The organism is Lactiplantibacillus paraplantarum, assembly GCF_003641145.1.
Lineage (GTDB): Bacteria > Bacillota > Bacilli > Lactobacillales > Lactobacillaceae > Lactiplantibacillus > Lactiplantibacillus paraplantarum.
Genome location: NZ_CP032745.1, coordinates 13,069 through 36,921 on the forward strand (window position 1 = coordinate 13,069; position 23,853 = coordinate 36,921).

A 23,853-nucleotide genomic window follows, 5' to 3' on the forward strand; every position below is an offset into this window, starting at 1 on the left:
GCAAAGGAGATTGAATGATGAAAAAACTAACTACCGGGTGGCGGTATTTAAAAGAACATAGCCGGCTACGCCGGTTTTTTATTATCGGACTTTACCTGGTTTTAACCGGTGGGTTAATTATTAATTATGGCCTGTTAAATCGCCAAACGGCTAAGAATGATGATACGCCGTTGAACAGTTATCAGAGCTTCAGTGGTGACAACAGCGCACAAGGTGTCAAGCTAGTCCAACGCCAGTATAGCCCGACCCAACAACGCCTGATTGCGACGTTTGAAATGCAGGCGTCAACGGACCCCACCACGGAAATTCTGTCGCAATATTTACATTTTGAGTTAGCGACAGTGGTGCCACAAAAACTAAAAATGGTCGTGATTCCAGTCACCGAAAACAAGTATGTCGTGATGGTTGATCATTTAAATCAGAACTTTGAAGCGATTCGGTTCCGGTTGATTAATGCCACGCCTAAGACAGATCAAACGAGCTCGTCAGCGCCACAAGCGGACTTTATTGTGACTAATCAGGCGAAAATTAGACGGGCCCAGGTTTCGGCTTTATCGCCAAAAGCCTTTGCCAGCCAGACCATTAATGATGAAATTTCAGCGCGAAACACCAGCATTAAGCGGCAACAAAACAAAATCAAACTGGCCAAGACGGCCATTAGTGCGGACCACGATAAGATCCAAACGAAGCGAACGAATCGTAAGTATGAAGTCGCTAGTCAACAGACCCAAACGGACAATGATATTGAAACTTTAACTGGTGACATCGAACAAAACCAACAAAATATAACGGGTGCGAAGCACCGTATTAGCACGTTAAAAGCGGAACAAGCTTTACTTAAAAAGAAACAAACCGCGATAAGGAACGGTACTTTTAAACTCGCTAAGGTCACTAAAAGTACCCAAATAACGCACAAAAACTAAATTTTTAAAAGTGGTCAAACGGTGGTTAACTGGTGGTCAAAAGGCGGTCAAGCGGTGGCTATTTGGTGGCCAAAACGTCAAAAAACGAGCAAACGCAGTCCGCACCTGGAATCCCCGCCACTGGCGGGTTGGCTGGCCATTTTTAATGGCGAGTCAACAGATTCCCTTATGCTCTTTACTTCTTTAATGCAGTTGGCTTGTTAAGCGCTAATTTTCTGCTAGTTTCTTTTTACTAGCCGTGACAATTAAGTTTTATTCGATATTATTTTTGAGGAGGTTGTTCCAATGAACACTGGTAAAACGAATCTCTATATTCGCAATGTTGATCAAGTTGATAAAGATAAATTAAAACGATTGGGTAAGTTAGCGGGTTATGATAACCTTTCTGATTTTATGCGCACCATTATTAATGAAGTGGTGGCGCAGGACAACTTAGATTTCCTGATTAATGGGAATATTACGAACCATTTAATTGAACAAACGGCCCTGATGAATCGGGTTGTTGAAGTTACTAATTTGAATACCAATGAATTAACCGAGATTAAGAATTTATTGACCGCCATGGTGAAGGGAGATTATTGAAATGACTAACGAAAATCCACTAGATTACAATGACCAGGTTGCCGATAGTAACAAGCAACGGGGCCGCAAAATCAATTTACGGTTGGATACTTATAATCAAAAACGGGTTGCCGAACTTAAAGCTTACTTTGAAAGTGATCCTGATTTGGCCCGGCTCGTGCGCACGGAAAATAAAATGTATAACTTCATCATCAGCGAATTTATTCAACTGTTTCTTTACACGAATTTAGGGCAAAAATCATTTTATGGGCGCGAAGCTGAACTATTGAAACGCGTTCAGGAGTCACCAATGAACCAGAAAATTGATAAGCAGTTGCGGTTAAATCGGCAAAATGAAGCCGAAATCAAGTATCTGTTATTGTCGATTTATAATCGTACGGCCGGAGTTGTGACGGAGGGTGGGTCAATTTATACGCCCGGTTCGGATAACAATATGGCGATGCAACAAGTGCAAAAGATGATTGAAACTGATATTCAAGCCAATCAATTACGGCAACACTAAAAGTGGGAGGGACGGACATGTTAGTTAATCAATTCAAGACCGCTAGCAAAAAAAATTGGCATTTGTCCGACGAGTTTCTAAATGTGTTAGCGCAATTATCGAGCTTTGATACGGCTGACCATAAGTGGGCTGTGGAAATTGGCGCCTATGATAATGATGAAGAAAAGTTTGTCGTTGACGATGCCACGTATCGACAACAAGTTGGTGCGGAAGACTGGCCGCGAATTGCTCGGGAACGTGAGCTGTATCAGATCTTAGTTAAGATTCGACCAGTGCCGTTTACCGAATTTGCCGCTAATGATCAAGTCCTCGCAAGCGAGCGCGTACCCATTTTAAAACAGGCCGCGCGACTGGCTTACTTTGAGTTTACTGAGAAAGAAATTTGTGCGTTATTAAAAGTGAATGCCAATTATTTAAAGATTAATCGAACTGAATTTAGACAATGGAAGGACTGGTATGCACAGCATTATGTCGAAACCAATTGAGCACCAGCAACCAGCAGTCGTCTTTAGGTTGCAATATTTTACCGCCGCGACGGTGGCCAATAAAATGAGCTACAGTGGGTATACGAAATACACAGAACGTGATAACGCAACAGATTTAAGCAATGATGTTAATTTAGTACAACAGCGATTAGATCAACTGGAACGAGACAATTTAGCTGAATTAGCGCCAACTAGTCAGCGCCCTGATGAGGAACCAGTTGAGCCGGTAGACGGGGTGGCAACGCGCTTGCCTTATCAAAAATTTATTGATTATACGGCGCGCAATACGGCGACTGAGTTAGATCAAGGTGACGAGGTTGCCAAGCCCAAGCAGCAACAATTAACGCCCAACTTTGACCAACGAACCGATCACTTAACGGTGGCCGAGACGGATCAATTACGGCAAAAATTAGACACCGCCCAGGCGAATAAAGGCGTTTTATGGGCCGGGGTTATCTCATTTTCAACGCAATATTTGATTGACAATCACTTGTATGACCCTAAGACTGAAGCCTGTGATCAGCAGAAGATCAAAGCGGCGGTGCGTCACAGTATGGGCCCACTCTTGAAAGCTAATGGGTTAGCCGAAAAAGGATTTTGGTGGGGTGATATTCAATTTAATACGAATCATATTCATGTACACTTGGGTATCTCGGAGCTAAGTCCACGACCCGATAGAAACGGTTATCGAGACGGTAAACGCGTTGCGAAAGAAGCGCGGCGAAAATTTACCCAACCGTCCATTCGGAGTATCAAAAGTCATATTTTTCAGGACTTAATTGCTTTGGAACGACCGCAGGCTAAAACACGCAAATTGAATTTGGAAAAGCGGTTAGGGGTTCAACGAGCTAGTCTGCGCCAACAACTGAGGCAGACCGTTGGTGAACAACAGCTGCAGGCTCTCTTTGCCAGTCTGCCGGCTGATAAAAAGCGGTGGCGGTATCGAAGTAATGCCCGCGATATGGCAAAGCCTAAGCAAATTGCGAGTGCCCTGGTCAATCAATATTTACAAGACAATCTCGAGTTCCAAGCCTTTCAGCAAACGGTGCAGGCCCTAGATCAGTACAATGCAGCCGCCTTTGGTCAACGGACGGCTGGGCGGACGCTGGCACATAAAGAAGCCGAACTAAGAGAGCGACTCACCAATGCGTTATTTGAGGCTTGTCGCGAGCTACCAGACAATGAGCAAGAACTGACGATTGCCGGTTTAGCTAAAAACTTTACCACGGCCGATATTGAAGCCAACCGTCAACGGATCGATGCTTTACGGCAAGCAAATCGGCTACAGCCAACCCCTGCCAAGACTAAGGAACTGCGGCAACGGCGCATGGCCTTGCGTCAGCAAAATGCTCGAGCTAGTCAGGGCAAGGTGCAACAAGCTCAGCGGGAGTTAACGAAACTGAGTCAGAAATCCGCGCCACTCAATGCGGCCGAACGGGAGGCCCGTACCTTTTTAAGTGACCGGTATCAGCAACGATTAACGCTCGCTAAATTGAAGCTACAAGCTCCATGGGAACAAAGCCCCACGGAACAGCAACAGTTACAAGATTTAACGGCTTATTTCACGGACGTCGTAAATGTGCCCATCACGCAATTAACTTCCGAGCGGGTGGCCCAGATGCAACAACGATTGGCTGCGGAACATCGACTTAATGGTGGTAGCGTCGTTAGTGGGGTGAACTGGTCAAAGCTCCGACCAGAACTCCAGCAAGCGTTAAGTGAGGAATTGGGTGTTAAATTAACCAAGCCAAGCCAGATGCGCGCCCAACTTCAAGCCATCACTAAACAACAACAGGAATTGTTACGGTTGAAAGCCACGCTGGCTAGCTACAAGGAAGCTTTACCGCCGGCCGTAGTGCACCAGCGGTACCAAAAAAGCGAACGGCTCAGCGCTAAAATCAAGCGGGATCAACAATCCACTAAAAAAGCTGGCTGGGGCCCGATTGAGGCGAAGACCAACCACTGGAAGCCGCGACATTTAAAGCAATTTCAACGCAAACAGCAACAGGCTAGTCACCAAATCTTAAAGCAAGAGGGGCAACAAGTGAAAAAGCAATTGCGGCGAGCCGAACAGACTCATTATCAAGATTTAAAGGCCAAAAATGCGTTATTTAACCAGCAACAAGCGATTGAACAAGCCCAACAAGAACGGGGGCGGTGAGATGCAGCTGGTGGTCAAAGTAGGGGGCTGGTTGGGATTAATCCTAATTGAACAATGGGCCACCGGGGTGTGCTTAACGAGGCTGCAAGCTAGGTCCGGGGGCGCCACCATTTTCTTACTTGGTAGTGGCACACTGGTGTTAATGGTTTTGGCGTTAGGCCTGGGTTATGGTAGTCGTCAGGCCTGGTGGCGCCCCATTGATCATTGGCGACCGGTTCTAATTAATGGTGGCTGGGCTTTAGTTAGTCTGTTGGGGCTTAGCCTTATTATGATGACCAGTATGCACCGTGGTGGGCAGGATACTACCGCTAATCAACAAGTTTTAACCGACTGGTTGATTAGTTTGCGCGGGTGGCGTCAAGTTTGGTTGATCGGTCAATTGGTCATTATTGCGCCGCTGATGGAGGAATTGTTGTTTCGAGGCTTATTTTGTCGCTGGTTTTTGGGGAACCATCAAAGCTGGCAAGCCATTGTTAGTGCCGGGGCTTTTGCGAGCGTTCATGAAATGCGGCTCAGTCTAAGTTGGTTACTGTATTTTGGGGCTGGTTTGATCTTAGCTTGCTTATACCAGCGGCAACACGACTTGCGCCTTAATTTAGTGGTGCATAGTTTATATAATGGCTTGAGTTTGATTTAGTTCCAGGGTGGGGTTGGGCTAGACTAGGGTGTTATTTAAATCCTAGCCGTCCCGTAGACCACAAATAAAGTCAGATAGACATTATGAACAAGCAATTAAACAATGGATAAATTAGCTAAAATGCACGCTGTGAATACCGTAGTATCGGTAGTTACAGCGTGCATTATGTTATACTATGCTAGTAGAGAAGTTAAGGCGGTGGCTATTTCCAGTATTGGAGGTGGTGCTTATGGTGTAAACCTAATAAGCCAACCCAAATTCCAGGAAAGGAGTAGCCCAAGTGTCCGTGTCGGACGCTTTACAATTAATGCTGGCTTTCGGTACCTTTATCGTAGCCTTAATCGCATTAATTGTTGAGCTGATTAAAAGTCAGCAAAAAATAGCCGCCTTAGCTCTGGCAAGCTAGCGGCTATCTAGTCTAAAATTTGTCACCGTCTTAAACGGCTCTACACGGGAAGTCTTGTGCAATCAGGACTTCCTTTTTCTATAATTTATTCTACCACAAAAATTAAAAAACCGCTCGTAATGAGGATTGCGAACGGTTCGAGGAAACTATGTGATGAAAATTGATTAGGTTATATACCGCAATGCCAAAACAGGAGAAGCTTTGGCACTCTTAAAGTAACGTATATTGGAAAATTTAGCAATCAATATACAACCGGTTACTCGCAATAAATATTTCAGTGGCTAAAAGGTAGTTCTAAGAACAAAAAGCCACTCATAATGGGGGTTATGAGTGGTCGGAGTAGACTATATAGTACATAGGACTAATCTTTGTATCAAAAGGATTACCTTGGAGAAGTAATATTAATACGACTGTTACTTTAGTACAGTGCAAGCCGTAATGCAAGCATCGTTACTCATAACAAATATTTCTTGAGGGTGAGTTTAATGCTACGGCCGCCAAGCTGGTAAGCTGGGACTAAATTAATGTTAGGAGTGCAAATTATGACAACGGTAATTTTAGCAGAAAAACCCAGCCAGGCCCGGGCATATGTGGCGGCCTTTCAAAAGAGTCAGAAAAAGTCGGGTTACTATGAGGTTAGTGATCCAGTGTTACCCAATGATACGCTAGTGACACACGCGTTGGGTCATTTGGTCGAACTCGTCCCGCCAGAAAAATATGATGCGAAGTATCGCAATTGGGCTTTGGCCAACTTACCAATATTTCCAACCACCTATCAATTCGAAGTTATTGCGGACAAGCAAAAGCAGTTTCAGGTGGTTAAGACGTTATTAAATCGGGCCGATACGATTATTGTGGCTGGTGATAATGGTCGTGAGGGTGAAAATATTGCTTGGTCGATCATGAAACAAGCTCAAATTGATGTCGAACACAAAACGATGCAACGGTTGTGGATCAACAGTTTGGAAAAAGAAGCGATTATCGCGGGCTTTCGCAATTTGAAAGATGGGTGGCAATTTTATCCGAATTACCAAGAAGCCCAGACCAGACAGATCAGTGATTGGCTCGTTGGCATGAATGCTAGTCCGCTGTACACCTTGTTATTACGGCAACATGGGTTGTCGGGGGTGTACGCCATTGGCCGCGTCCAAACGCCAACGCTCTATATGGTCTATCAAAGAGATCAACTGATCAAAAACTTTAAACCGGAGCCCTACTTGGAGCTAAATGCTGAAATTTTAGCCAATCAGCAAAAATTCGAGGCAAAATTAGACCCCTATCAGCGCTTTAAAGACGAAAAAGGATTAACGATATTCATGCAGGCTAAAAGCGTTCAGCGGGGCCCGCAGACAGCTTTAATAAAAGATGTCCAAAACATCGTCAAAAAGACCCCTAGTCCACGGCTGTTTTCACTATCTAGTCTACAAAGTGCGGTTAACCAACGGTTTCATGCGAGTGCGAGTGAAACCCTAGCGGCGGTGCAGGCCTTATATGAAGCAAAGTGGTTAACTTATCCGCGCACTGATAGTGAGTACCTTACGCAGCAAGAGTTTGACTATTTGGCGGCGAACCTGGATCAGTACCAAGAGTTATTGCCTGAAAAAATGGCTTTACCACAGACCACGCCGCAAAAGCGCTATGTCAATGATCAGAAAGTGACGGAACACCCCGCGATTATTATGACGAAAGTGGTGCCTAGTTCAACTCAATTGGCTAAATTACCCGTCTTACAACGCCAGGTCTATGACTTGGTGTTAAAAACCACGTTAGCCATGTTTGCGGGGCCTTATGAGTATACAGAAACGACCATTATAACGCAGGTCGGACAGGCACTGTTTAAATCAGTGGGCAAAGTCCCAATCAATCCTGGTTGGCGACGCCTATTCAAGACAAAATCAGTTGAGCAGGGGAAAGACACACTACCCGTGGTCACGCCTGGTCAAACGGTACAAGCTGTCTTAACCACCCCGACGAAACAGACCACCCCACCGAAGCCGTTTACCGAAGGGACCTTAATTACAGCCATGAAAACGGCCGGCAAGACTTTGGACGCAGACGAAGCGGCGGTGTTAAAAGCTGTCGAGGGAATTGGCACCGAAGCTACGCGTGCCAATGTGTTAGAAACGCTGAAGCGTCGGCACTATTTAGTTACGAATAAAAATGAGTTACATGTTAGTGGCACTGGTGTGACACTGTGCCAAGCGGTGGCATTAGAACCATTGTTAACGAGTCCGTCGATGACGGCTAAATGGGAACTAGCTTTAAAAGAAATTGGTGAGAAAAAGCGCACGCCCGAAAACTTTTTAGGCCAGATTAAGTTGTTAATCCAAAAATTGCTTAAAGAAGTTCCCGAGCAGTTTGCCCAGAATGCGGACTTACAGACGCAATTGGTGGCCCAACAACAGGTAGAACAAAAACAGCAAGCGCAGGCCGCTGTTGGGGTTTGTCCAATATGTAAAACGGGTGAGATTTCAGATCGTGGCAAGTTTTATGGGTGTTCAAATTACAAAAATGGCTGTAAGTTTACGTTGCCCAAACAATGGAGTGGCAAAAAATTGCCAATAAGTGCCATCAAGCAACTGATCAAGACTGCTGAAACGGCCCAACTCAAAGGTTTTAAGAGTAAGAAAACGGGAAAAACATTTAGTGCCAAGTTGAAGTTAGAAGCTGGCAAACTAAAATTTGATTTTGATAAGTACAAGTAGTAGTAAGCCTCTTTGGTTAGCACAAGTTACAGTGTTGATTAAAGGGGCTTTTTGGATTTGAAATCTCAAAATAATAAGTACAGGAGGTTAATGAATGTTACAGGATACTTGGAAGCCGTTACAAATATTAACGCAGAAATAATTAGGAGATGAAAAAATGACAGCAGAAGAGTATAAAAAAAATATACTTAGCAGTAAAAAAACGACGGTATTACAAGTTATGCCTGGTTGGTATTTAACAAATCAAGGCATTGATTGGCCTGGTTGGAGTTTTTTTGCTGATGATTTCACTAAAGATGAAGTGTCTATTACAACAAACTTAGCCAAAGTAATGCATTTTGATTTTGAAACTCGGACAGATCCGACCTACAGATTTGCTAAACAAGTTGTTCGTAATTTTAGTGAAAGTCAATTTATCAAAGTATCTATTAAACTTGTTCCATATGAGGAAAACAATTAGTGCCAAGTTGAAGGTAGAGGAGGAATCATATTGAATAGCAAGAAGAAGATAGTGCGGATTATTGGTGGTACAGCGCTTTTGCGACGAATCTTAGTGTTTCTATATTTATACGGCATAATAATTTTCGCGCTATTAATCGGTGGCGCTTCAGTCCTAGTTGCTTACGAAAGACAGCCAGAAAGATTATTCTTTCAAACATTAACCTATGCGTTAATTTTCTTTCTGTATATGACCATGTTGTTGCTAGTACTGCGTTTTTCGGTATTACCTTATCTCAAAAGACGTGTTTGGAAGGAAATAGCCAAAGATATAGAAACTCAAGTTTTGAGGGACAATGACGGTCATTTATTAGAAGTTAAGCGGCTCAAAAAAGATAGTGAATGGCGACAGTTAGTTTGGCCTTATCGCGAGGCTAAAAAGCGTGAGAAACGTATGGGATTACCAATGATTGATGATGGTAAAAAGTGGACTCGAAAAAAGGCTATTGCAGTTCGCAACAAAGATTTGCAAGAACGGTATGATTACGCAGAAAAGCATAGTTTAGCCTATGCAGCACCTTTTTACCTAAGATGCTATGGGATGCCTGAAATATTAGAACCGGAATTTGTAGGCGTTGAAGCTGATGAAGATTGCGAGTATCTAGAACATAAGCAGGATTAACAAATCATTAATTAACAGGTTTCAACCTCTTTTATCAGTAGTAAGTATCCTTACTGGTAAAGGAGGTCTTTTTTTATGGCGTTAGAACTTGCGGATTACGTTAGCTATGCTGGGTTGCCCTTTAAACATGAAGGCCGGTATTTACGCTCACAAGAACACGATTCATTAATCATTGATACCCGCAAAAATTACTTTATTTGGAACAGCCAAGGGTTAGCTGGTAATTTGAGTCAATTCATTAAGGCCTATTACGGTATTAGCGATCGCGAAATGCACTTTAGACTCAAAGCGTTTACCAAGACTAATCCCCAGCAGAAAGTCGCAGTGAAAGCTGACTATACCACGAAGTCAGCGGTAGGACCGGTAGCGCCGTTAGATGCGGCTGGCATGGCTTATCTGACGCAGTATCGGCATCTGGATTCACGCTTAATTACCTTTGCCGCGCGGCAAGGCCTATTAGGCAGTGATGGCTACCATAATGTGATTTTTAACTGGTTTGATGCAGCTGGCATCTTGGTGGGCCAAGATGTGCAAGGCACGGTGATCAATCGACAACGTTACCCCAAACATGGCTCGTTAAAGCAGATTAAAGCCGGTTCCAAGCCTCATTACGGATTTAATGTTCGGTTTAGAGGGCCGTTTAGACACTTGTACGTCTTCGAATCACCAATCGATTTACTGTCGTACTGGCAAATGTACGCCCGGGAGTTAAGCGGCAGTCAGTTACTGAGTTTGAGTGGGGCCAGTGCCAAGATACAGACCATTAATGATTATCTGCTCACCCAACCGGCGTTACCGGCCTATTTACATTTGGCACCGGACAATGATGTGGCAGGGCGCGCCTTGATTGAAAAATTCCAACACATGCGGCTAATCACGCCCCACCAAACGTGTCAAAACTTGGTGGAATGGTCAGGGGCCAAGGATTGGAATGCCCAATTACAACCGGCTAAGGCTGGACCGTATACCAAATTGACCTTTGATATGCAAACTTTTGATCAATTTCAATTATTTAAAAAATTAAGGGAGTGTTTATCATGAGTAGTCGACGTTCACGTATCGTTGATATTAAAGCAGAACAAGCTCGTCTGCTAAAGGCTCAAGCAGCGTTTAGAGCCCAAGAAGACGCGTTACAAAAGGAAACTGGACGGTTAGTAATTGAAGCCAAAGGTTTTACGAGCACTAAACAAGTTGAGCAATGGTTATCACAACTGAAAGAACGGGGGTTATAAGCATGTCAATCACAACGATTAAACTAACGGGGATTACCTGGGGAGCAGGCCAAGATCTTTGCCTGAATGGGCAATTAATTCCTTTAGAGACTCCGGTTGAACTGATTTTTAAAAAACCGGTTGATCAAGCGCTGGTTGATCAGGTTTTACAAGCTTTGCAAGAAAAACAGGTGTTGACGCTAACTGGTGAGGCACGGGAAAAGATACCAGCAGGGACAAATGAATTAGTTAATAATCAGCCTAAAATGGCACCAGACCAGAGAACCGAACCGGCTACCAGCACTGATCAAATCGATAAAGATAAGCCAGGAGAACACTTACAGTCAGTTGACGAAACCCAAGACTTTGACCCGGAAAAGGTTGGAACTGCGGTGGCAGATCACCTGGCTAGCGCCACTAAAGTGGATCAAGCGACTCCTAAGTTAAATGTGCCATCAGCGTTACCAAGTCATGGGCACCCCCAACCATTTACGGCCACTGATTTTGAACAACAACCGACTAATCAACAAACTGTTAATCAGCCGACAATATTTGGCGCCGATGGTGACAAATTAACCCGTGAAGAGGTTGATGGCACGCCAGAATCAGATTCACTACCGGGGTTATAGTCATGAGTTTATTGGCGGAGTATACCCAAGATTTGACCAAGCTGGTCGCAGCTAATCCTGATCAGTATCAAACGATTGGTCGAGATCGGGAAATTGAACAGTTGATCGAGACGCTGTGCCGGAAAAACAAACGGAATCCGTTAGTGATTGCGCCACCGGGTGTCGGTAAGACTAATTTAATTGAAGGCTTAGCTAAGCGGATTGTGACGCAAAAAGTGCCTCCTGAACTACAAGCTCAGCCCATTTATGTGTTGGAACTATCCCAGTTAAAGCAAAGTGATCAAAACTTCATGGGCCTTTTTAAAGCTTTACTGACGGAATTACAAGCCAGTCAGGCGATGGTGTTTATTGATGAAATTCATACAATCGTGGGCACTGGTAGTGATGGTGACAATGCCCTAGATGTTAGTAACGTTTTAAAGCCAGCCTTGGCTCGAGGCGAAATCACGTTAATTGGTGCGACCACGACGAAAGAATATCACCGTTATTTGGAAAAAGACGGGGCGTTAGCCCGACGGTTTGATGTGATTCAATTAGCTGAACCGAGTGTGTTAGCAAGTTATCAGATCCTAGGCGGTTTAAAGGCTAGTTACGAAGCTTACCATGACTTAACCATTGACGCGACCGCAACGAAGACGGCAGTGGATTATGCCGTGCGGTATTTACCTGATCGTTATTTACCGGACAAGGCGTTTGATTTATTAGATGAAAGTTGTGCGTATGCGAAGGCCCATGCCCTGAAAGTCGTCACGCCAGTGACAGTGGCGAAGGTCATTGAACAGCGCAAGCACATTCCCTTACATCAGATTATGAAGAATCGACAAGCCCAGCTCAATGATGTGCAACGTCGGCTCAATCAGAATATTAAGGGCCAACCGCAAGCCATTCAAGGGGTCTTAGATGCCCTAACGTTGTATTTTGCGGGGTTCCAAGATCCGACTAAGCCCATTAGTTCGTTTCTGTTTTTGGGTATGCCAGGGACGGGTAAGACGGAAACGGCTAAACAACTCGCTCAGGCCATGTTTGGGTCGCCCGACGCTTTAATCCGGTTTGATATGTCGGAATATAACGACCGAGACGCGGTGCACCGCTTATTAGGGACCGCTGACGCTGGGGGAACCTTAACCGAAGCGGTTAAGCACCAACCCTTTGCCATCGTGTTGTTAGATGAAATTGAGAAGGGCAGTCATGATGTCCAAGACTTATTTTTACAAGTGCTCCAAGATGGCATCTTACATGATAGTGATGATCAACCGGTTTCATTTAAGAACACGATCATTATTATGACGACGAACTTGGCCGCTAAAGTGGTTAACGATCAACAACAATTCAATCACTTGCGTCAGGGTGAACAACGGCAACTACAGTTTAAAGCCGTGGTGGAAAAAGCGTTGAAGAATGAATTTCGACCGGAATTTGTGAATCGGATTGAGCACAAAATTATTTTTAACATGCTTGATGAAAAGATTGGGCTGGCGATTGCGACCAAGTATTTAACGGAATTTAAAGTGACGTTAGCGCAACGGCAATTAAAAGTCGATTTTAGTCCCGAGGTGGCCCAATACCTAGCGACCGTTGGTTTTGATATGACCAATGGGGCCCGGCCAATTGCGTATATGTTGAATGCCAAAATTAAAGCGGCGCTAGCGCGGGTGCTATTACAACAAGATGCGACCCAAGTAACTAAATATCACTATTTAGTCCGGGTTGTCGGCCGGTGGCCAGGGGTCTTTCAAGGGCAAAAGGATCGCTTTGGTGATTTAAAGGTCATTATTGAAGCCCGTTAAAGGGCAGGGTTACGCCGTGACCTGGCGGAGCACGTAAACTCGGGGTTATGGAAAGGAGGAAGACCGATGTCAACATGGTTAGCTAGTTTCAAATTGGCCGCAGTGACGGGGTATTTAAAAGTATTACCGAGCTTAGATGCGGTTAGCAACACGCAAAGCATTATGAAAAAGGTGACGAATGCTTTTCAAATTGTCGGGTTTGCCGGCGCTATCGCGATTGGTGCGGGGTGTTTTGCCCTGATGGCCTGGGGCGGTGATCGGCTACGTGACAAGATCAAGAGTCACCTAATTTGGATCATTATTTCAGTGATTGGTTTGTTTGCCATTTCAGCGATCGCAACCTTAGCGAAGACGTATTCGCAAGGTTCCTTCGGCAGTTAGATGTGAGGATTTTCTAAACGGGGCAGTAGCGGGGGTAACGAAGACGTTACTACCCCGTTAATACATAACCCGCAAGTTTGAAAGGAGTTAACAACATGGCATTATTTAAAAAACGCGCGAAGTTACAAGAGCCATTTGTACTGGAATTTAGTAAGGGGGATAGTCAAAAATTACGGCACGATGCCGTTGTAGCTGAGTTGATTGAAGAATTGGGCCAACAAGAACGCGTGGCCCGGTCAGGAATTATCCAGCAACTACCATTGATGACGTTGAACGTGGCTTGTCAGTTGTTCCAATGCCTACGGGAGTACGTGATTGACCAAGGGGACCCCATGAGTTTTGAAACGATTACCGTGTTACAACGGCAAGCAGCTGGTCGGGGGTTTAAATATGAGCCCTATGTGCGGGTGGGGCAATTTACTTTAGATCGTGACTATCGTGATTTTACCGGGGCCGTGGTCAACAGTATCTTCAATGCACCAGAGTTTGCGGACATTGATTATGATGATAAGCGGACTTGGGCCAGTGAGTTTATGGCGGCTTATCAAGCCGCCAATCCCGATCAACAAGTTGTGGCCTTAGTACCAAGTGAAGCCCAAGCTGAGGCTGATGACTTTCACGTCCGGTATGCAGGGTTAGATGAGATGGTTCAACCAGTTACCACTGAGACCGCCGTGAACACTCCAACCAGTGACACAGAAAATAAGCCAGCCAGTCAGGTAGCTGAAATAGAAAAGCCAGCAAAAATAAAACCTGCGGTAGCAGCTACATCAGCGAGGGACACAACGAGTCAGCCAACCAGTTCGGGTGATCGTACAGGTGAGCGTAAAGCTGGGTCTAATGAACCAACCAGTCAAGCGGAAAGTAGTTCAACGGCTAAACCGGAAAAAATGCCGGTGATACCTAAGCCGTCTCGGATTGGCCAAATAAAAGTGCCCCAGTTTAAGGTGCAAAATTTGGCGGCAGTGCCCGAGGCCGATCAACAATACGTCGCTTATCAAGTTGAACAAAAGAAGCGCCATAGCAATACTTACTTGCGCACACTCGAACAACGGCTCAATGCCGACGCAACACAGGACTTAGTGAGTTATAGCGAACAACAGCGGCAAGCGATTGCTAAACAGTTGCGGGACTATCAGGCCCAACATGATCCACAGGCCGATTTGCGGGAAACAATTCAATCTCAAGTAGCCCAAAGTAAAGCCCAAACCGAGGCTAAGGTATTGGCTGACTTGAAGTCTAAATGTGACGTTGACGTGCAACAAATTCAAGCAGACGCCGAACGGGCCGTGACGCAACGCCAAGCTGAGTATGAGCAACAAGTGCAAGCGACTAAGCAAGACTTAGATACCAAGGCCGTGCAGGACGCTAACGAGCGCTATGCTAGTGAACTGAAAGCTCGGCAGACAGCTTTAAAGCAACAATTGGCCAGCTTAAAGCATGAATTAGACCAGCAAACACGAGCGGATTATAACCGCCGTGTGGGGAAGTTGGTGGCCAATAACCAAAATATTGCCGGGACGGTTTATCAGAATCTGGCCAAAAAGTTGGACGAATACGCCTTAGAAGTGACGAAAGTGCATCTAAATGCGGTTGAAACCCAAGCCAGTGCTGATCGCGCCAAATTCAACTTAGTTGATGTCCAACAGCTAGAACACAAGTTAGACCGGGTCGTAGCTGAGAAGCAAAACGTGATGCAAGAAAAGGAAGACCTGCAAAAACTATTACAAACGCAAACCACGGAATTGACGCAGTTGAAGCAACAATCCGGGCAGGTTCAACCGCCGGCGGCGAGTAGTCAGTTAGAGCAGTTATTAGCCGCGCAATTGGCAACTAAACAACAGCCAGCCCCAGCTAAGTCGGTCGAGCGCGAGCCCCAGCCTAAGACACTACAGAAAGTGAGCTTAGGGCTGGGAACCGCAGTGGGCTTGGCGGTACTGGGTGGCGGTGGCTTGTGGGCCTATCACGATCATCAACAAGTGACCCAAGCCTTAACAACCAATCAACAACAATTGCGGCAAGCCCAATCGAATACAGCGTCATTAAACCGGCAATATTATCAATTGAGTCAACATAATACGGCCTTAAAAGGACAAGTTTCAGCGGCACAGCAGGATAAAAAAACGGCACAGGCAGAGGCTAGTCAAACTAAGGCGCAATTAACTAAAGCCCAAGCCACCGCCAAATCAGCGGCTAAAAAAACGAGTGAAAAGTAGGTGTGAGTGATGAAATGGATTAAGCAACATCAGCTGTGGTCGGCTTTAATTGGCATCGTCAGTCTAATCGTACTGATTGGCGGCGGGATATGGGGCTGGGCGCAGTACCAAGCTCATGAAATGACCACTGAGTATGTGCAGACGCAAAAGCGACTGGGACGTAAAAGCAATCGGCAATTACAAGGGCAGTTAAAGCAAACGGTGAGTGGTCGAACAGGGCGAGTAGCTAAAGCTAGTCAGAGCCAGACGCTACCACAGCGCTATACGGAAAATAACAACGCCGGTGTCACTAATCAGGATTATCAACAACTATTGAAAACCCAGCGTAAAGCCAAAAAGGTAGGCTTAGAAGGTCAGCAAGTGGCCTACGTGAAAGTGCCCTCAATTGGGCTAGCGTTACCGATTTATCAAGGGACGAATCAATATACGTTAAGTTTAGGGGCGACAACTTACTTTGCCCATCAGCAGATGGGACAAGGCAATTACGTGTTAGCTGGTCATAATATGACGATGCCGGGGGTGCTATTCTCAAATGTACCCCAAATCAAAATGGGTGCGACAGTGAACTTGATTAGTGCTACCAAGGTTTATCACTACCGGGTTAACCGGCTGTTGACTGGTAAAAAAGCAGTTACCCCTAACCAGACCTATATTAACGGTAGTCCAGTCAGCACTAGCGTGTTATATCAACAACCTAAACAAGCCATGGTCACGTTGTTTACTTGTAATGCGACGGGGTCAATGCGGGAGGTGGTGCAAGGCAACTTAACCAGCACGAGCGCAGAATAGTTCAATTAAAAAAGAGGAGTGGTGGACGATGAATCCCAAAATAACCGCAGAAGTAAAGCTTTATGGTAAGAAGATGTTAGTTTTGTCAGCTTTAACCTTGACGATAGCCCCATTAGTCGCAGTTGGTAACCAGCGTGGCATGACAGCACGCGCTGATAGCACTGGGAACGGTAGTCAAACTAACGGGTTGAAAGTTAAGGTTGATGATAAAGCCCTTCAAACCGCGGTCACACAAGCCAAAGCGGCCGGCGTTAACGTGACGCAAAAGGCCACTAAAAATACGGTCGCAACGAGTGGCCAAGCGACTCAAGCGCAAAAAGATATTGCGACGGATTACAACACCCAAGCGACCGCATTAGCCAAAGTGACTGCGACCCAAAAGGCCACAATGGATAAGTACAATACTGCAGAGGCTCAATATAAAAAGGATTCGGTGGCGTGGGAAGCTTATATGAAAGATCCGGAATATACCAACAGTACGCAGTGGTCTAAACAGACATTACAAGACTTGATTGGTAATAATCCCGCTAATGTGACGTATGTCTCTAACTCGACTAATAAAATGAAGCTGGATTATGGCAACGTTAGTAAGATGACAGCCGCGCAATTCAAGACTTTCCTAGAAACGTATAAGGGTGGCAGTACCACTAGCAGTGTTGATAATAAAAATGGCACGTGGGTAGTCTTGAAAGTTGGGTCAACATTCACATATCAATCACCATTCGTTGATGTTTCAACCGGCAAGCCAGTTGATGTTAAATTTACAGTTGATAAATTGGATAACCAAAAGACTCCCGCATATGCTTATTTAAGCAAATACGCGATGGGCGCTAATTTAGCAACCCCTAATTTGTATGGGCATTATAAGGTCAATTTTTATGATCATGCTTCGGGCAAACTAGTCACTTTAAAGGAAGCCCTAATTGGTATGGGCGACTTAGATGCCAGTCAATATGTTAAATTTGATGGCCAGGCTGTAAAGACGATTTATGGTGATAAGGTGACCAAGGTTAGCGATGATAGCTATAAGGCTCATGATGATACAGCATATGACGATTCAGAAACCGGGACCCAGGTTTGGCGGCGATTAGACAATGTAAGTGGTTTTAGTTATACGTGGGGGCAAGCGATTGACCATTGGTCAGCTCCTTATCAATCTGATGATTATTTTGCGGTTGGCAATATTGATTTTTCTATCAAGCTAAAGCCTAAACCGGTCGCCCCAACCAAGCCTAAAGCAGAAACGGCTAGTTACCAATTAACTGATTTGATGGTCACCCCAAGTAATCATAAAGATGTCACTGCCGGTGATAATCAGGGGAAGGACACAGCTTCCATTAATGGTAAGACTGTGGATAAGGGCGATACCTTGACTTATCCGCTAACCAATTCTGATTTGCCAGCTAATCGAACTGATGACATTAAGAGTTATGTGCTGACTGATAAGGTTCAAAAAGAACTCACAGTCAACCAGGCGGAAACCGTCAAAGCTAATACTAAGAATTGGGACGTGAAGGTTGACGGTCAAACGGTCACTTATACCGCTAAAGCGGACTTGTTAAAGACGATGAACGCCGACAAGAGCAAGGCCTATGCGGTACCAGAAGCTAAGTTAGTCACAACCGTCAATGCCGACAATGTGACGGTCAAGAACAATTTCACCACCAAAATCAATGATGTAACGACAGATTCAAACACACCAAGTAACCCAGTTGAGAAGCTCTCACCATCGTTGGTGGCTAAGCGCGTGGAAGATGCCCAAGGCAAGCTTGCAACAACGAGTGACAACGTTAATATCTTGACGGGTAAGGACGTTTACTTTGATATTTTCAATCAGTACGATAACAACTCACATACTGACGATTTAACAGATACCGATCAATTGCCGAAAGCTGCGAAAGTTGATACCAGTAAGATCAAGGTGATGATGAGCGATGGGAAGGCCGACGCCTTTAGCATGACGGCTGATAAGCTCACGGGGCTGAGCTATACGAAAGACATGACCAGCGATGTTACGATTGCTTATAAGGACGGTAAGTTAACCGTGACGCCGAAAGCTGGTAAGGAAGCTGAGTTTAAAAATCAACAAACGAAAGTGCGGTTTGCGGCGAGTCTACCTAAGGAAAAAGCTGATAGTCAACTAACGAAGAAAGATGGCGACTACGTTTGGCATAATAAAGTCGCTAAGGGCGATCAAACGTCCAATAACGTTGATTATAATGCTGAAAAAGACCCTGATTTAATCACTAAGAAGGTCGAAACCAAGGACGGCAAGTTAGCCGATAACGTAGCCAATGCCAATATTATCAACGCCAAAACCGTGCCTTTCAACATTTTCAATCAGTATAACAATTTAGGTGAAACTCAGTATATGACCGATACTGATCAACTGCCGAAAGATGCGAAAGTTGATTTGAAAGCGGTGAAAGTCTATCTAGCTGATACCACAACAACCGATACCAATTCATCATCTAAGGCCGATGACCAGTCCTCAACCGCAATGAGTGCTAGTTCGTCAGCTAAGACTGATGATCAGTCAACATCAAATACTAGCAAGATTGATGCTAAAACAATGACTAAGGAAAAACTAGCGACATTGACTTACACTAAAGATGTGACCGCTGATTTCACAGTCAAATTTGAGAACGGTCAGCTAACCGTGACGCCAAAAGCTGATAAAATCGCTGAGTATGCTGGTAAGCAAACTAAAACACGCTTTGTCGCCAGTCTCCCAACTGACAAAGTTGCTAGTGAGTTGACCAAGCAAGGTCAGACCTATACTTGGAATAACCAAGCCTCTAACGGTAAAGATAAGACCAGTACGGTTAAGTATCATACCGATAAGCCAGCAACCCCGGCCAAACCAACGACTCCAGCAGCTAAGTCAACGGTTACTAAAGTAGTTAAGATGGCCCAGACTGGTTATCACAAAACTTGGTTTGATCGATTGGTGGCTTGGTTCAAATAATTGCTAGTCTGAGGGTTCAACACGTATACTAATGGTATTAAGAAATGACTAATGGCCAATAATGGGAGGAATCAACATGGCTGATAATGTTTTAATGGCCTATCATATTGTGCATGATCCTGATGAGCGGGCAAAACATGTTTTGAATACGAAAAAGTTGTATAAGTGGCGGATTACCGAAAAGACGAAGGGCACCCCGGTAGTTGGTAATGTGGCGTTAGTCCAAACCCAGTTTGCGAAGCGTACCCCAGTGATGATTTATGCGACGAAGGAAGTTGCCAATGATTTAAGTGACTTACAACCAGTTAAAGCGTTTACGAACAATCGTGATCAAGAGGCGGTTAATCAAATGTTTGATGACCTGATGAAATAATCTAACGGCCCATACCAACGTGAAATAAATTATGTTGGTATGGGCCATTTTTTAATGATCAAACTTTATATTTAATGTTTAATCTCAAAATCTAGGAATAGTCTTAAAATACTAATGTTAGCCTATATATAGGGTAGTGGTAGAATGAGTGATAAAGAGTATTGGAGAGTTTGAATGTAACGGACGATATTGATTTTTCACATATTCCGATTTTTAGCGATAGATTCTACACTAAGGGAAGCACAGTTAAGAACCTATTATATAGATTGTTCAATATTGTTATTTCACAGAGGATTGTGCGGAACAATGAACATTTCAGAGTAATGAGTTGTAAATAGGCTGTTTGAAAATTTAAAATTGAAAGTGGGCCTAGAATAAAAAGTGTACAAGTTAAATAGAGACTCTGATTTAGTATAATTAAGGAAATAAATTGGAGGATCAAATAATGACGAAGCACAGTTATGACAAGGAATTTAAGGAACAGGCCGTTCAGTATTACTTAGATAACAAGGATCACATGACCATGAATGAAATAAGTAAGAATCTAGGTATTGGGGCTAGTACATTACATAAATGGATTAAGCTGTTTACTGAGACTGGGGAGTTTGGCCGTGGCTCTGGTAATTTTGCCAGCGATAAGGACAAGGAGATTGCACGACTAAAGCGTCAACTTCGTGACGCTGAAGGAGCGATCGAAGTGTTAAAAAAATCAATCGGGATTCTGAGCAAGTAACTACCGAAAAGGTATACCAAGAAATGGACGTTCAGCACGCTTTGGAATCCCACCCTTCCATCAATGGTATGTGTGATTATGTTGGAATCTCAAGAAGTGGTTACTTTCAACGAGAAAAGCGTCATAAACACCAATCACCGCGAAAGCTTCGGAAGAAGTTTATTCAAGGTGAAATTAAAGCAATTTGGCTCAAAAGCCTTTGTATTTACGGTGCCGGCAAAATCACCCAAGAACTTCGCTCAAAAGGATATAAGATCGCTGAACGAACTGTTGGTAAGTATATGCGTGAACTTGGCATTCACGCCGTTTACCTAACCCCTTGGACGACTACCACTCGCAATTCTAAGTTTGATAAACAGCTAATAAATATTTTAGACGAGCAGTTCAATCCATTGCGACCAAACGCCGTTTGGTGCATTGACACCACTTATATTCCAGTTCATGACGGATTCGTTTATTTAACCAGTATTATGGACTTGTACTCCCGACGGATCATTGGTTGGGACTTATCTGAAACCTTGGAGGTATCGAATGTCATCCCACTTATTGAAAAGACTAAGCACAGTCGCCATATTAGCAAGCCATTAATCATGCACAGTGATCGTGGTAGTCAGTTTACGTCTGAAGCTTACAATCAAGTTACAGCTAACATGACATTAAGCTATTCAAAGAAAGCTTATCCTTGGGATAATGCCTGCATTGAGTCGTTTCATGCCTTGATTAAGCGTGAATGGATAAATCGGTTTAAAATCCATTCATACTCCGAAGCTAAACGACTAGTTTTTCAGTACATTGAAACGTTTTACAACACAGTTAGAATTCACAGTCACTGTGGATTCAAATCACCAAAGCAACTTGAAGATGAGTATCAAACTCAAATTCAAAATTTAGTCGTGGCATAGGACAAAAAAGTCTCTATTTAAATTGTCTATTTTATTGACAGGGGACCAAAGGGAATTACAATTATGGGAAAAACGCATTTTGGTGTATGTTGTGTATGTGGAAAAGAGAGAAAATTAACATTTGAACACATACCGCCAAAGAAAGCTAATAATAATACACAGGTAAAAAACATTCTGCATCCCCTTGAATTTTTTGAAAGCGAAAAAGCATTCAATGAAAAGATAAAGGAAATTGAGTTCAGGCTTGGTAGTCAAAAGGGTATGGGAGATTATACGTTATGCAGTAGTTGTAACAGTTTTCTGGGTGGAAGCTATGTGAATGAATTTATCCCCTTTTATAATGGATTAGCTCTTTTCTTCAAGAAAAACTATCAGGAAATAATTGATAACAGTGAAAATGGCTATTTAGATATTAGAATACAGGCCAATACAAATTTCTTTAGATTTCAAAAGCAAGTGGTAGCTATGTTAATGTCTGCTTCAAAGGGTATATATAAAGACTATTTTAAAGACTACTTGTTAGATGAAAGTAATTCCAATTTTCCAAGCAAAAATTTTAAAATAATTATGAATGGATATCTTGATTTTAAATTATCTAGACAAAATGGACTGATGGTAGGGTTAGATTTATCAGGAGGTTCTGCAAGCATTGGTAGTGAAATTCAAGTTTTTCCTTTGGGGTTTACGCTTGTCAAGTTAGAAAATTCTGATAAGGAGGAAACTATTGACACTGGTTTAGATATTACAAACTGGTCCAAATTAGATGATTGTCCGCAAAAATTGGAGTTTTCCTTGCGCACCTATATTAATGCTCAGCCTTTTCCATACTATATAACTGGTGTAACACCCCCAAGATTCTAGTTCATAACTTAACTGTTACGCCAAGCAAGGTATCCGTAGGCATAGTGGATGAAATAAAGAAGAGCAGACTTATACCTGGAATATGTATTCACTTGTAGTAAAAAAACTCTAATAAATTAATCAAGAGAGAATGCTCAATGGCTGATAAAATGACGGAATCATGGAAAAAGTCAATATGCGATGTTATAAGAGATGGATTGAAGTCAATATTTGAGACAGGTTTTAAGAGACATTCAGAACCGCGTTTACCTTCCACAGCTCAAATAAATCATTAATCGTGATTAATAACTTATTTGAACCCTGGAAAGCATTAAATCAGGCGGCCATTTGGCTCGTAAGTGTTGCGATTTCAACTTGTAAGGGGGTCTGGTAGCCCAGTGAACTATGAATTCTCTTCCTATTGTAGAAAGCATGCACATATTCAAAAAGGACAGCAGCGGCAGTTTCATAATTCTCAAAGACCGGCACTGGATAAACACATTCCTTTTTGAGGGAAGCATGAAAAGATTCCATTGGTGCATTATCGTATGGACACCCCTTACGGCTGTAAGAGTGGCGGATATGTAGTTCTGTTAACCGTTGGTTGTAATCATCGCTGGTGTACTGTGATCCTAAGTCTGTGTGGATAATCAGGTCCCCAGTAATGGTTCGATTTTTAACCGCGCTTTCCAGGGTCTTTAAGACTAAATCAGTATCCATCTTTTTTGAGAATGAATAGCCGATAATTCGTCTTGAGTGCAGATCCATGATGGTTGATAAGTAACACCAGCCATTACGCTTCGTTTGAATATAGGTCATATCAGCGGTCCATTTTTGATTTAAACCAGTGGTCGAGAAATCCTGCTTAAGCAAGTTGGGACGCTGTTCAACCTTGGTTTTGGAAGCCGAAGCCGCTTTCCATTTATTGACGGTAATGGAGTGGATATCCAGTTCCTTCATGAGCCGGGAAATCCGTCTTGGGCTGCACCGACGCTGCAGTGGTTGAAGTTCCAGATTCAATTCATGGTGGATCTTCATAACGCCGTATCGCTGCTTGAATTCCGCAAAGATCCGCAGAATCCGTTGTTTTAAGTCCGCATCTTCGGCCCGGCGTTTTGATGGCTTTGGGGATCGATAACGATAATACTGAGCTCTGGAAACACCGAGGATTCGGCACATCTTAGTTACCTGGTGGTTATGGCTTTCTTGGTGAATGTAATCAAAAATATTGGTTACTTCTGCGCAAGGAAGCCCAGGGCTTTTTTTAGGATTTCGTTCTCCTCAGACAGGGAAGCCAGCCGCTTTTCCATCGCTTTAATTTCGTCTGGCGATTTACCGGATTGAGTTTTGGCTTGGCCCTGGATCCACTTATGAACGGTTGAATAGCCAATGCCATATTCTCTGGCCAGTTGGGCGGCTGATTCGCCTTGTTTATATAGGATGATGATGTTTTGTTTGAATTCTTTGTCGTAACGAGTTGGCATGTAAAAATTCCTTCCTTTT

At 43.7% G+C, this 23,853-nt stretch carries 24 protein-coding genes; 22 read left to right on the forward strand and 2 right to left on the reverse strand.

Annotated features, from left to right (window positions below; all coding sequences use genetic code 11):
- Positions 1-14: 14 nt before the first annotated feature.
- The 22 genes from LP667_RS15400 (at position 15) to LP667_RS15510 (ending at position 22,371) form a co-directional block, all read left to right on the forward strand.
- Positions 15-923, forward strand: a complete 909-nt coding sequence (locus LP667_RS15400) for a hypothetical protein (protein WP_082618930.1) — start codon at positions 15-17, stop codon at positions 921-923.
- Positions 924-1,208: 285 nt separating this feature from the next.
- A complete protein-coding gene (locus LP667_RS15410) occupies positions 1,209-1,505 on the forward strand; it encodes a hypothetical protein (RefSeq protein WP_016526763.1) in 297 nt (98 codons plus the stop codon).
- Between the two features lies 1 nt (position 1,506).
- Positions 1,507-2,007 (forward strand): hypothetical protein, encoded by a 501-nt coding sequence (locus LP667_RS15415; protein WP_056988522.1) that lies wholly within the window; start codon positions 1,507-1,509, stop codon positions 2,005-2,007.
- Between the two features lie 17 nt (positions 2,008-2,024).
- The gene (locus LP667_RS15420) at positions 2,025-2,492 is read left to right on the forward strand and encodes a hypothetical protein (protein WP_056988523.1); all 468 of its coding nucleotides are present in this window, start codon (positions 2,025-2,027) and stop codon (positions 2,490-2,492) included.
- Positions 2,476-4,653 carry a MobP2 family relaxase gene (mobP2, locus tag LP667_RS15425; RefSeq protein ID WP_244926177.1) on the forward strand — a complete coding sequence of 726 codons (2,178 nt, stop codon included), beginning with the start codon at positions 2,476-2,478 and terminating at the stop codon, positions 4,651-4,653. Before LP667_RS15420 ends, mobP2 begins: the two co-directional genes overlap by 17 nt.
- A 1-nt stretch (position 4,654) precedes the next feature.
- The gene (locus tag LP667_RS15430; protein ID WP_056988525.1) at positions 4,655-5,290 is read left to right on the forward strand and encodes a CPBP family intramembrane glutamic endopeptidase; all 636 of its coding nucleotides are present in this window, start codon (positions 4,655-4,657) and stop codon (positions 5,288-5,290) included.
- A 307-nt stretch (positions 5,291-5,597) separates the two neighbouring features.
- Entirely contained in the window at positions 5,598-5,696 is a 99-nt protein-coding gene (locus tag LP667_RS15435; RefSeq protein ID WP_105960751.1) for a putative holin-like toxin, read from the forward strand.
- A 542-nt stretch (positions 5,697-6,238) separates the two neighbouring features.
- Positions 6,239-8,401: a type IA DNA topoisomerase gene (locus LP667_RS15440; RefSeq protein ID WP_056988527.1), complete on the forward strand. Its 2,163-nt coding sequence runs from the start codon at positions 6,239-6,241 to the stop codon at positions 8,399-8,401.
- Positions 8,402-8,558: 157 nt separating this feature from the next.
- Positions 8,559-8,861, forward strand: coding sequence for a hypothetical protein (locus LP667_RS15445; protein WP_056988528.1), 303 nt, complete (start codon positions 8,559-8,561; stop codon positions 8,859-8,861).
- A gap of 30 nt (positions 8,862-8,891) precedes the next feature.
- Complete coding sequence (locus tag LP667_RS15450; protein WP_056988529.1) at positions 8,892-9,521, forward strand: hypothetical protein; 630 nt, start codon at positions 8,892-8,894, stop codon at positions 9,519-9,521.
- 75 nt (positions 9,522-9,596) lie between these two features.
- Complete coding sequence (locus LP667_RS15455; protein ID WP_056988530.1) at positions 9,597-10,562, forward strand: DUF3991 and TOPRIM domain-containing protein; 966 nt, start codon at positions 9,597-9,599, stop codon at positions 10,560-10,562.
- Positions 10,559-10,753: a hypothetical protein gene (locus LP667_RS15460; RefSeq protein ID WP_022638683.1), complete on the forward strand. Its 195-nt coding sequence runs from the start codon at positions 10,559-10,561 to the stop codon at positions 10,751-10,753. Before LP667_RS15455 ends, LP667_RS15460 begins: the two co-directional genes overlap by 4 nt.
- 2 nt (positions 10,754-10,755) lie before the next feature.
- The gene (locus LP667_RS15465) at positions 10,756-11,361 is read left to right on the forward strand and encodes a hypothetical protein (RefSeq protein ID WP_056988531.1); all 606 of its coding nucleotides are present in this window, start codon (positions 10,756-10,758) and stop codon (positions 11,359-11,361) included.
- A gap of 2 nt (positions 11,362-11,363) precedes the next feature.
- The gene (locus LP667_RS15470) at positions 11,364-13,148 is read left to right on the forward strand and encodes an AAA family ATPase (RefSeq protein WP_056988532.1); all 1,785 of its coding nucleotides are present in this window, start codon (positions 11,364-11,366) and stop codon (positions 13,146-13,148) included.
- A gap of 66 nt (positions 13,149-13,214) precedes the next feature.
- Positions 13,215-13,529 (forward strand): hypothetical protein, encoded by a 315-nt coding sequence (locus LP667_RS15475; RefSeq protein ID WP_016526775.1) that lies wholly within the window; start codon positions 13,215-13,217, stop codon positions 13,527-13,529.
- A 95-nt stretch (positions 13,530-13,624) separates the two neighbouring features.
- Entirely contained in the window at positions 13,625-15,745 is a 2,121-nt protein-coding gene (locus LP667_RS15480; RefSeq protein WP_056988533.1) for a coiled-coil domain-containing protein, read from the forward strand.
- 9 nt (positions 15,746-15,754) lie between these two features.
- Positions 15,755-16,534, forward strand: coding sequence for a class A sortase (locus tag LP667_RS15485; protein ID WP_056988534.1), 780 nt, complete (start codon positions 15,755-15,757; stop codon positions 16,532-16,534).
- Positions 16,535-16,562: 28 nt separating this feature from the next.
- The gene (locus LP667_RS15490) at positions 16,563-19,502 is read left to right on the forward strand and encodes an isopeptide-forming domain-containing fimbrial protein (RefSeq protein ID WP_056988535.1); all 2,940 of its coding nucleotides are present in this window, start codon (positions 16,563-16,565) and stop codon (positions 19,500-19,502) included.
- Positions 19,503-19,578: 76 nt separating this feature from the next.
- A complete protein-coding gene (locus LP667_RS15495; RefSeq protein WP_056988536.1) occupies positions 19,579-19,875 on the forward strand; it encodes a DUF5839 family protein in 297 nt (98 codons plus the stop codon).
- Between the two features lie 445 nt (positions 19,876-20,320).
- The gene (locus tag LP667_RS15500; RefSeq protein ID WP_003688751.1) at positions 20,321-20,608 is read left to right on the forward strand and encodes a transposase; all 288 of its coding nucleotides are present in this window, start codon (positions 20,321-20,323) and stop codon (positions 20,606-20,608) included.
- A 23-nt stretch (positions 20,609-20,631) separates the two neighbouring features.
- Positions 20,632-21,510: an IS3 family transposase gene (locus LP667_RS15505; protein ID WP_056988537.1), complete on the forward strand. Its 879-nt coding sequence runs from the start codon at positions 20,632-20,634 to the stop codon at positions 21,508-21,510.
- Positions 21,511-21,573: 63 nt separating this feature from the next.
- On the forward strand, positions 21,574-22,371 hold the full coding sequence (locus LP667_RS15510) for a hypothetical protein (RefSeq protein WP_056988538.1): 798 nt from the start codon (positions 21,574-21,576) through the stop codon (positions 22,369-22,371).
- 315 nt (positions 22,372-22,686) lie between these two features.
- Here the strand turns inward: LP667_RS15510 and LP667_RS15515 are convergent, their stop codons facing one another.
- Both LP667_RS15515 and LP667_RS15520 read right to left on the reverse strand, forming a co-directional pair.
- Complete coding sequence (locus LP667_RS15515) at positions 22,687-23,577, reverse strand: IS3 family transposase (protein WP_338084860.1); 891 nt, start codon at positions 23,575-23,577, stop codon at positions 22,687-22,689.
- 5 nt (positions 23,578-23,582) lie between these two features.
- Positions 23,583-23,834 carry a transposase gene (locus LP667_RS15520; protein WP_121018937.1) on the reverse strand — a complete coding sequence of 84 codons (252 nt, stop codon included), beginning with the start codon at positions 23,832-23,834 and terminating at the stop codon, positions 23,583-23,585.
- Positions 23,835-23,853: the final 19 nt, after the last annotated feature.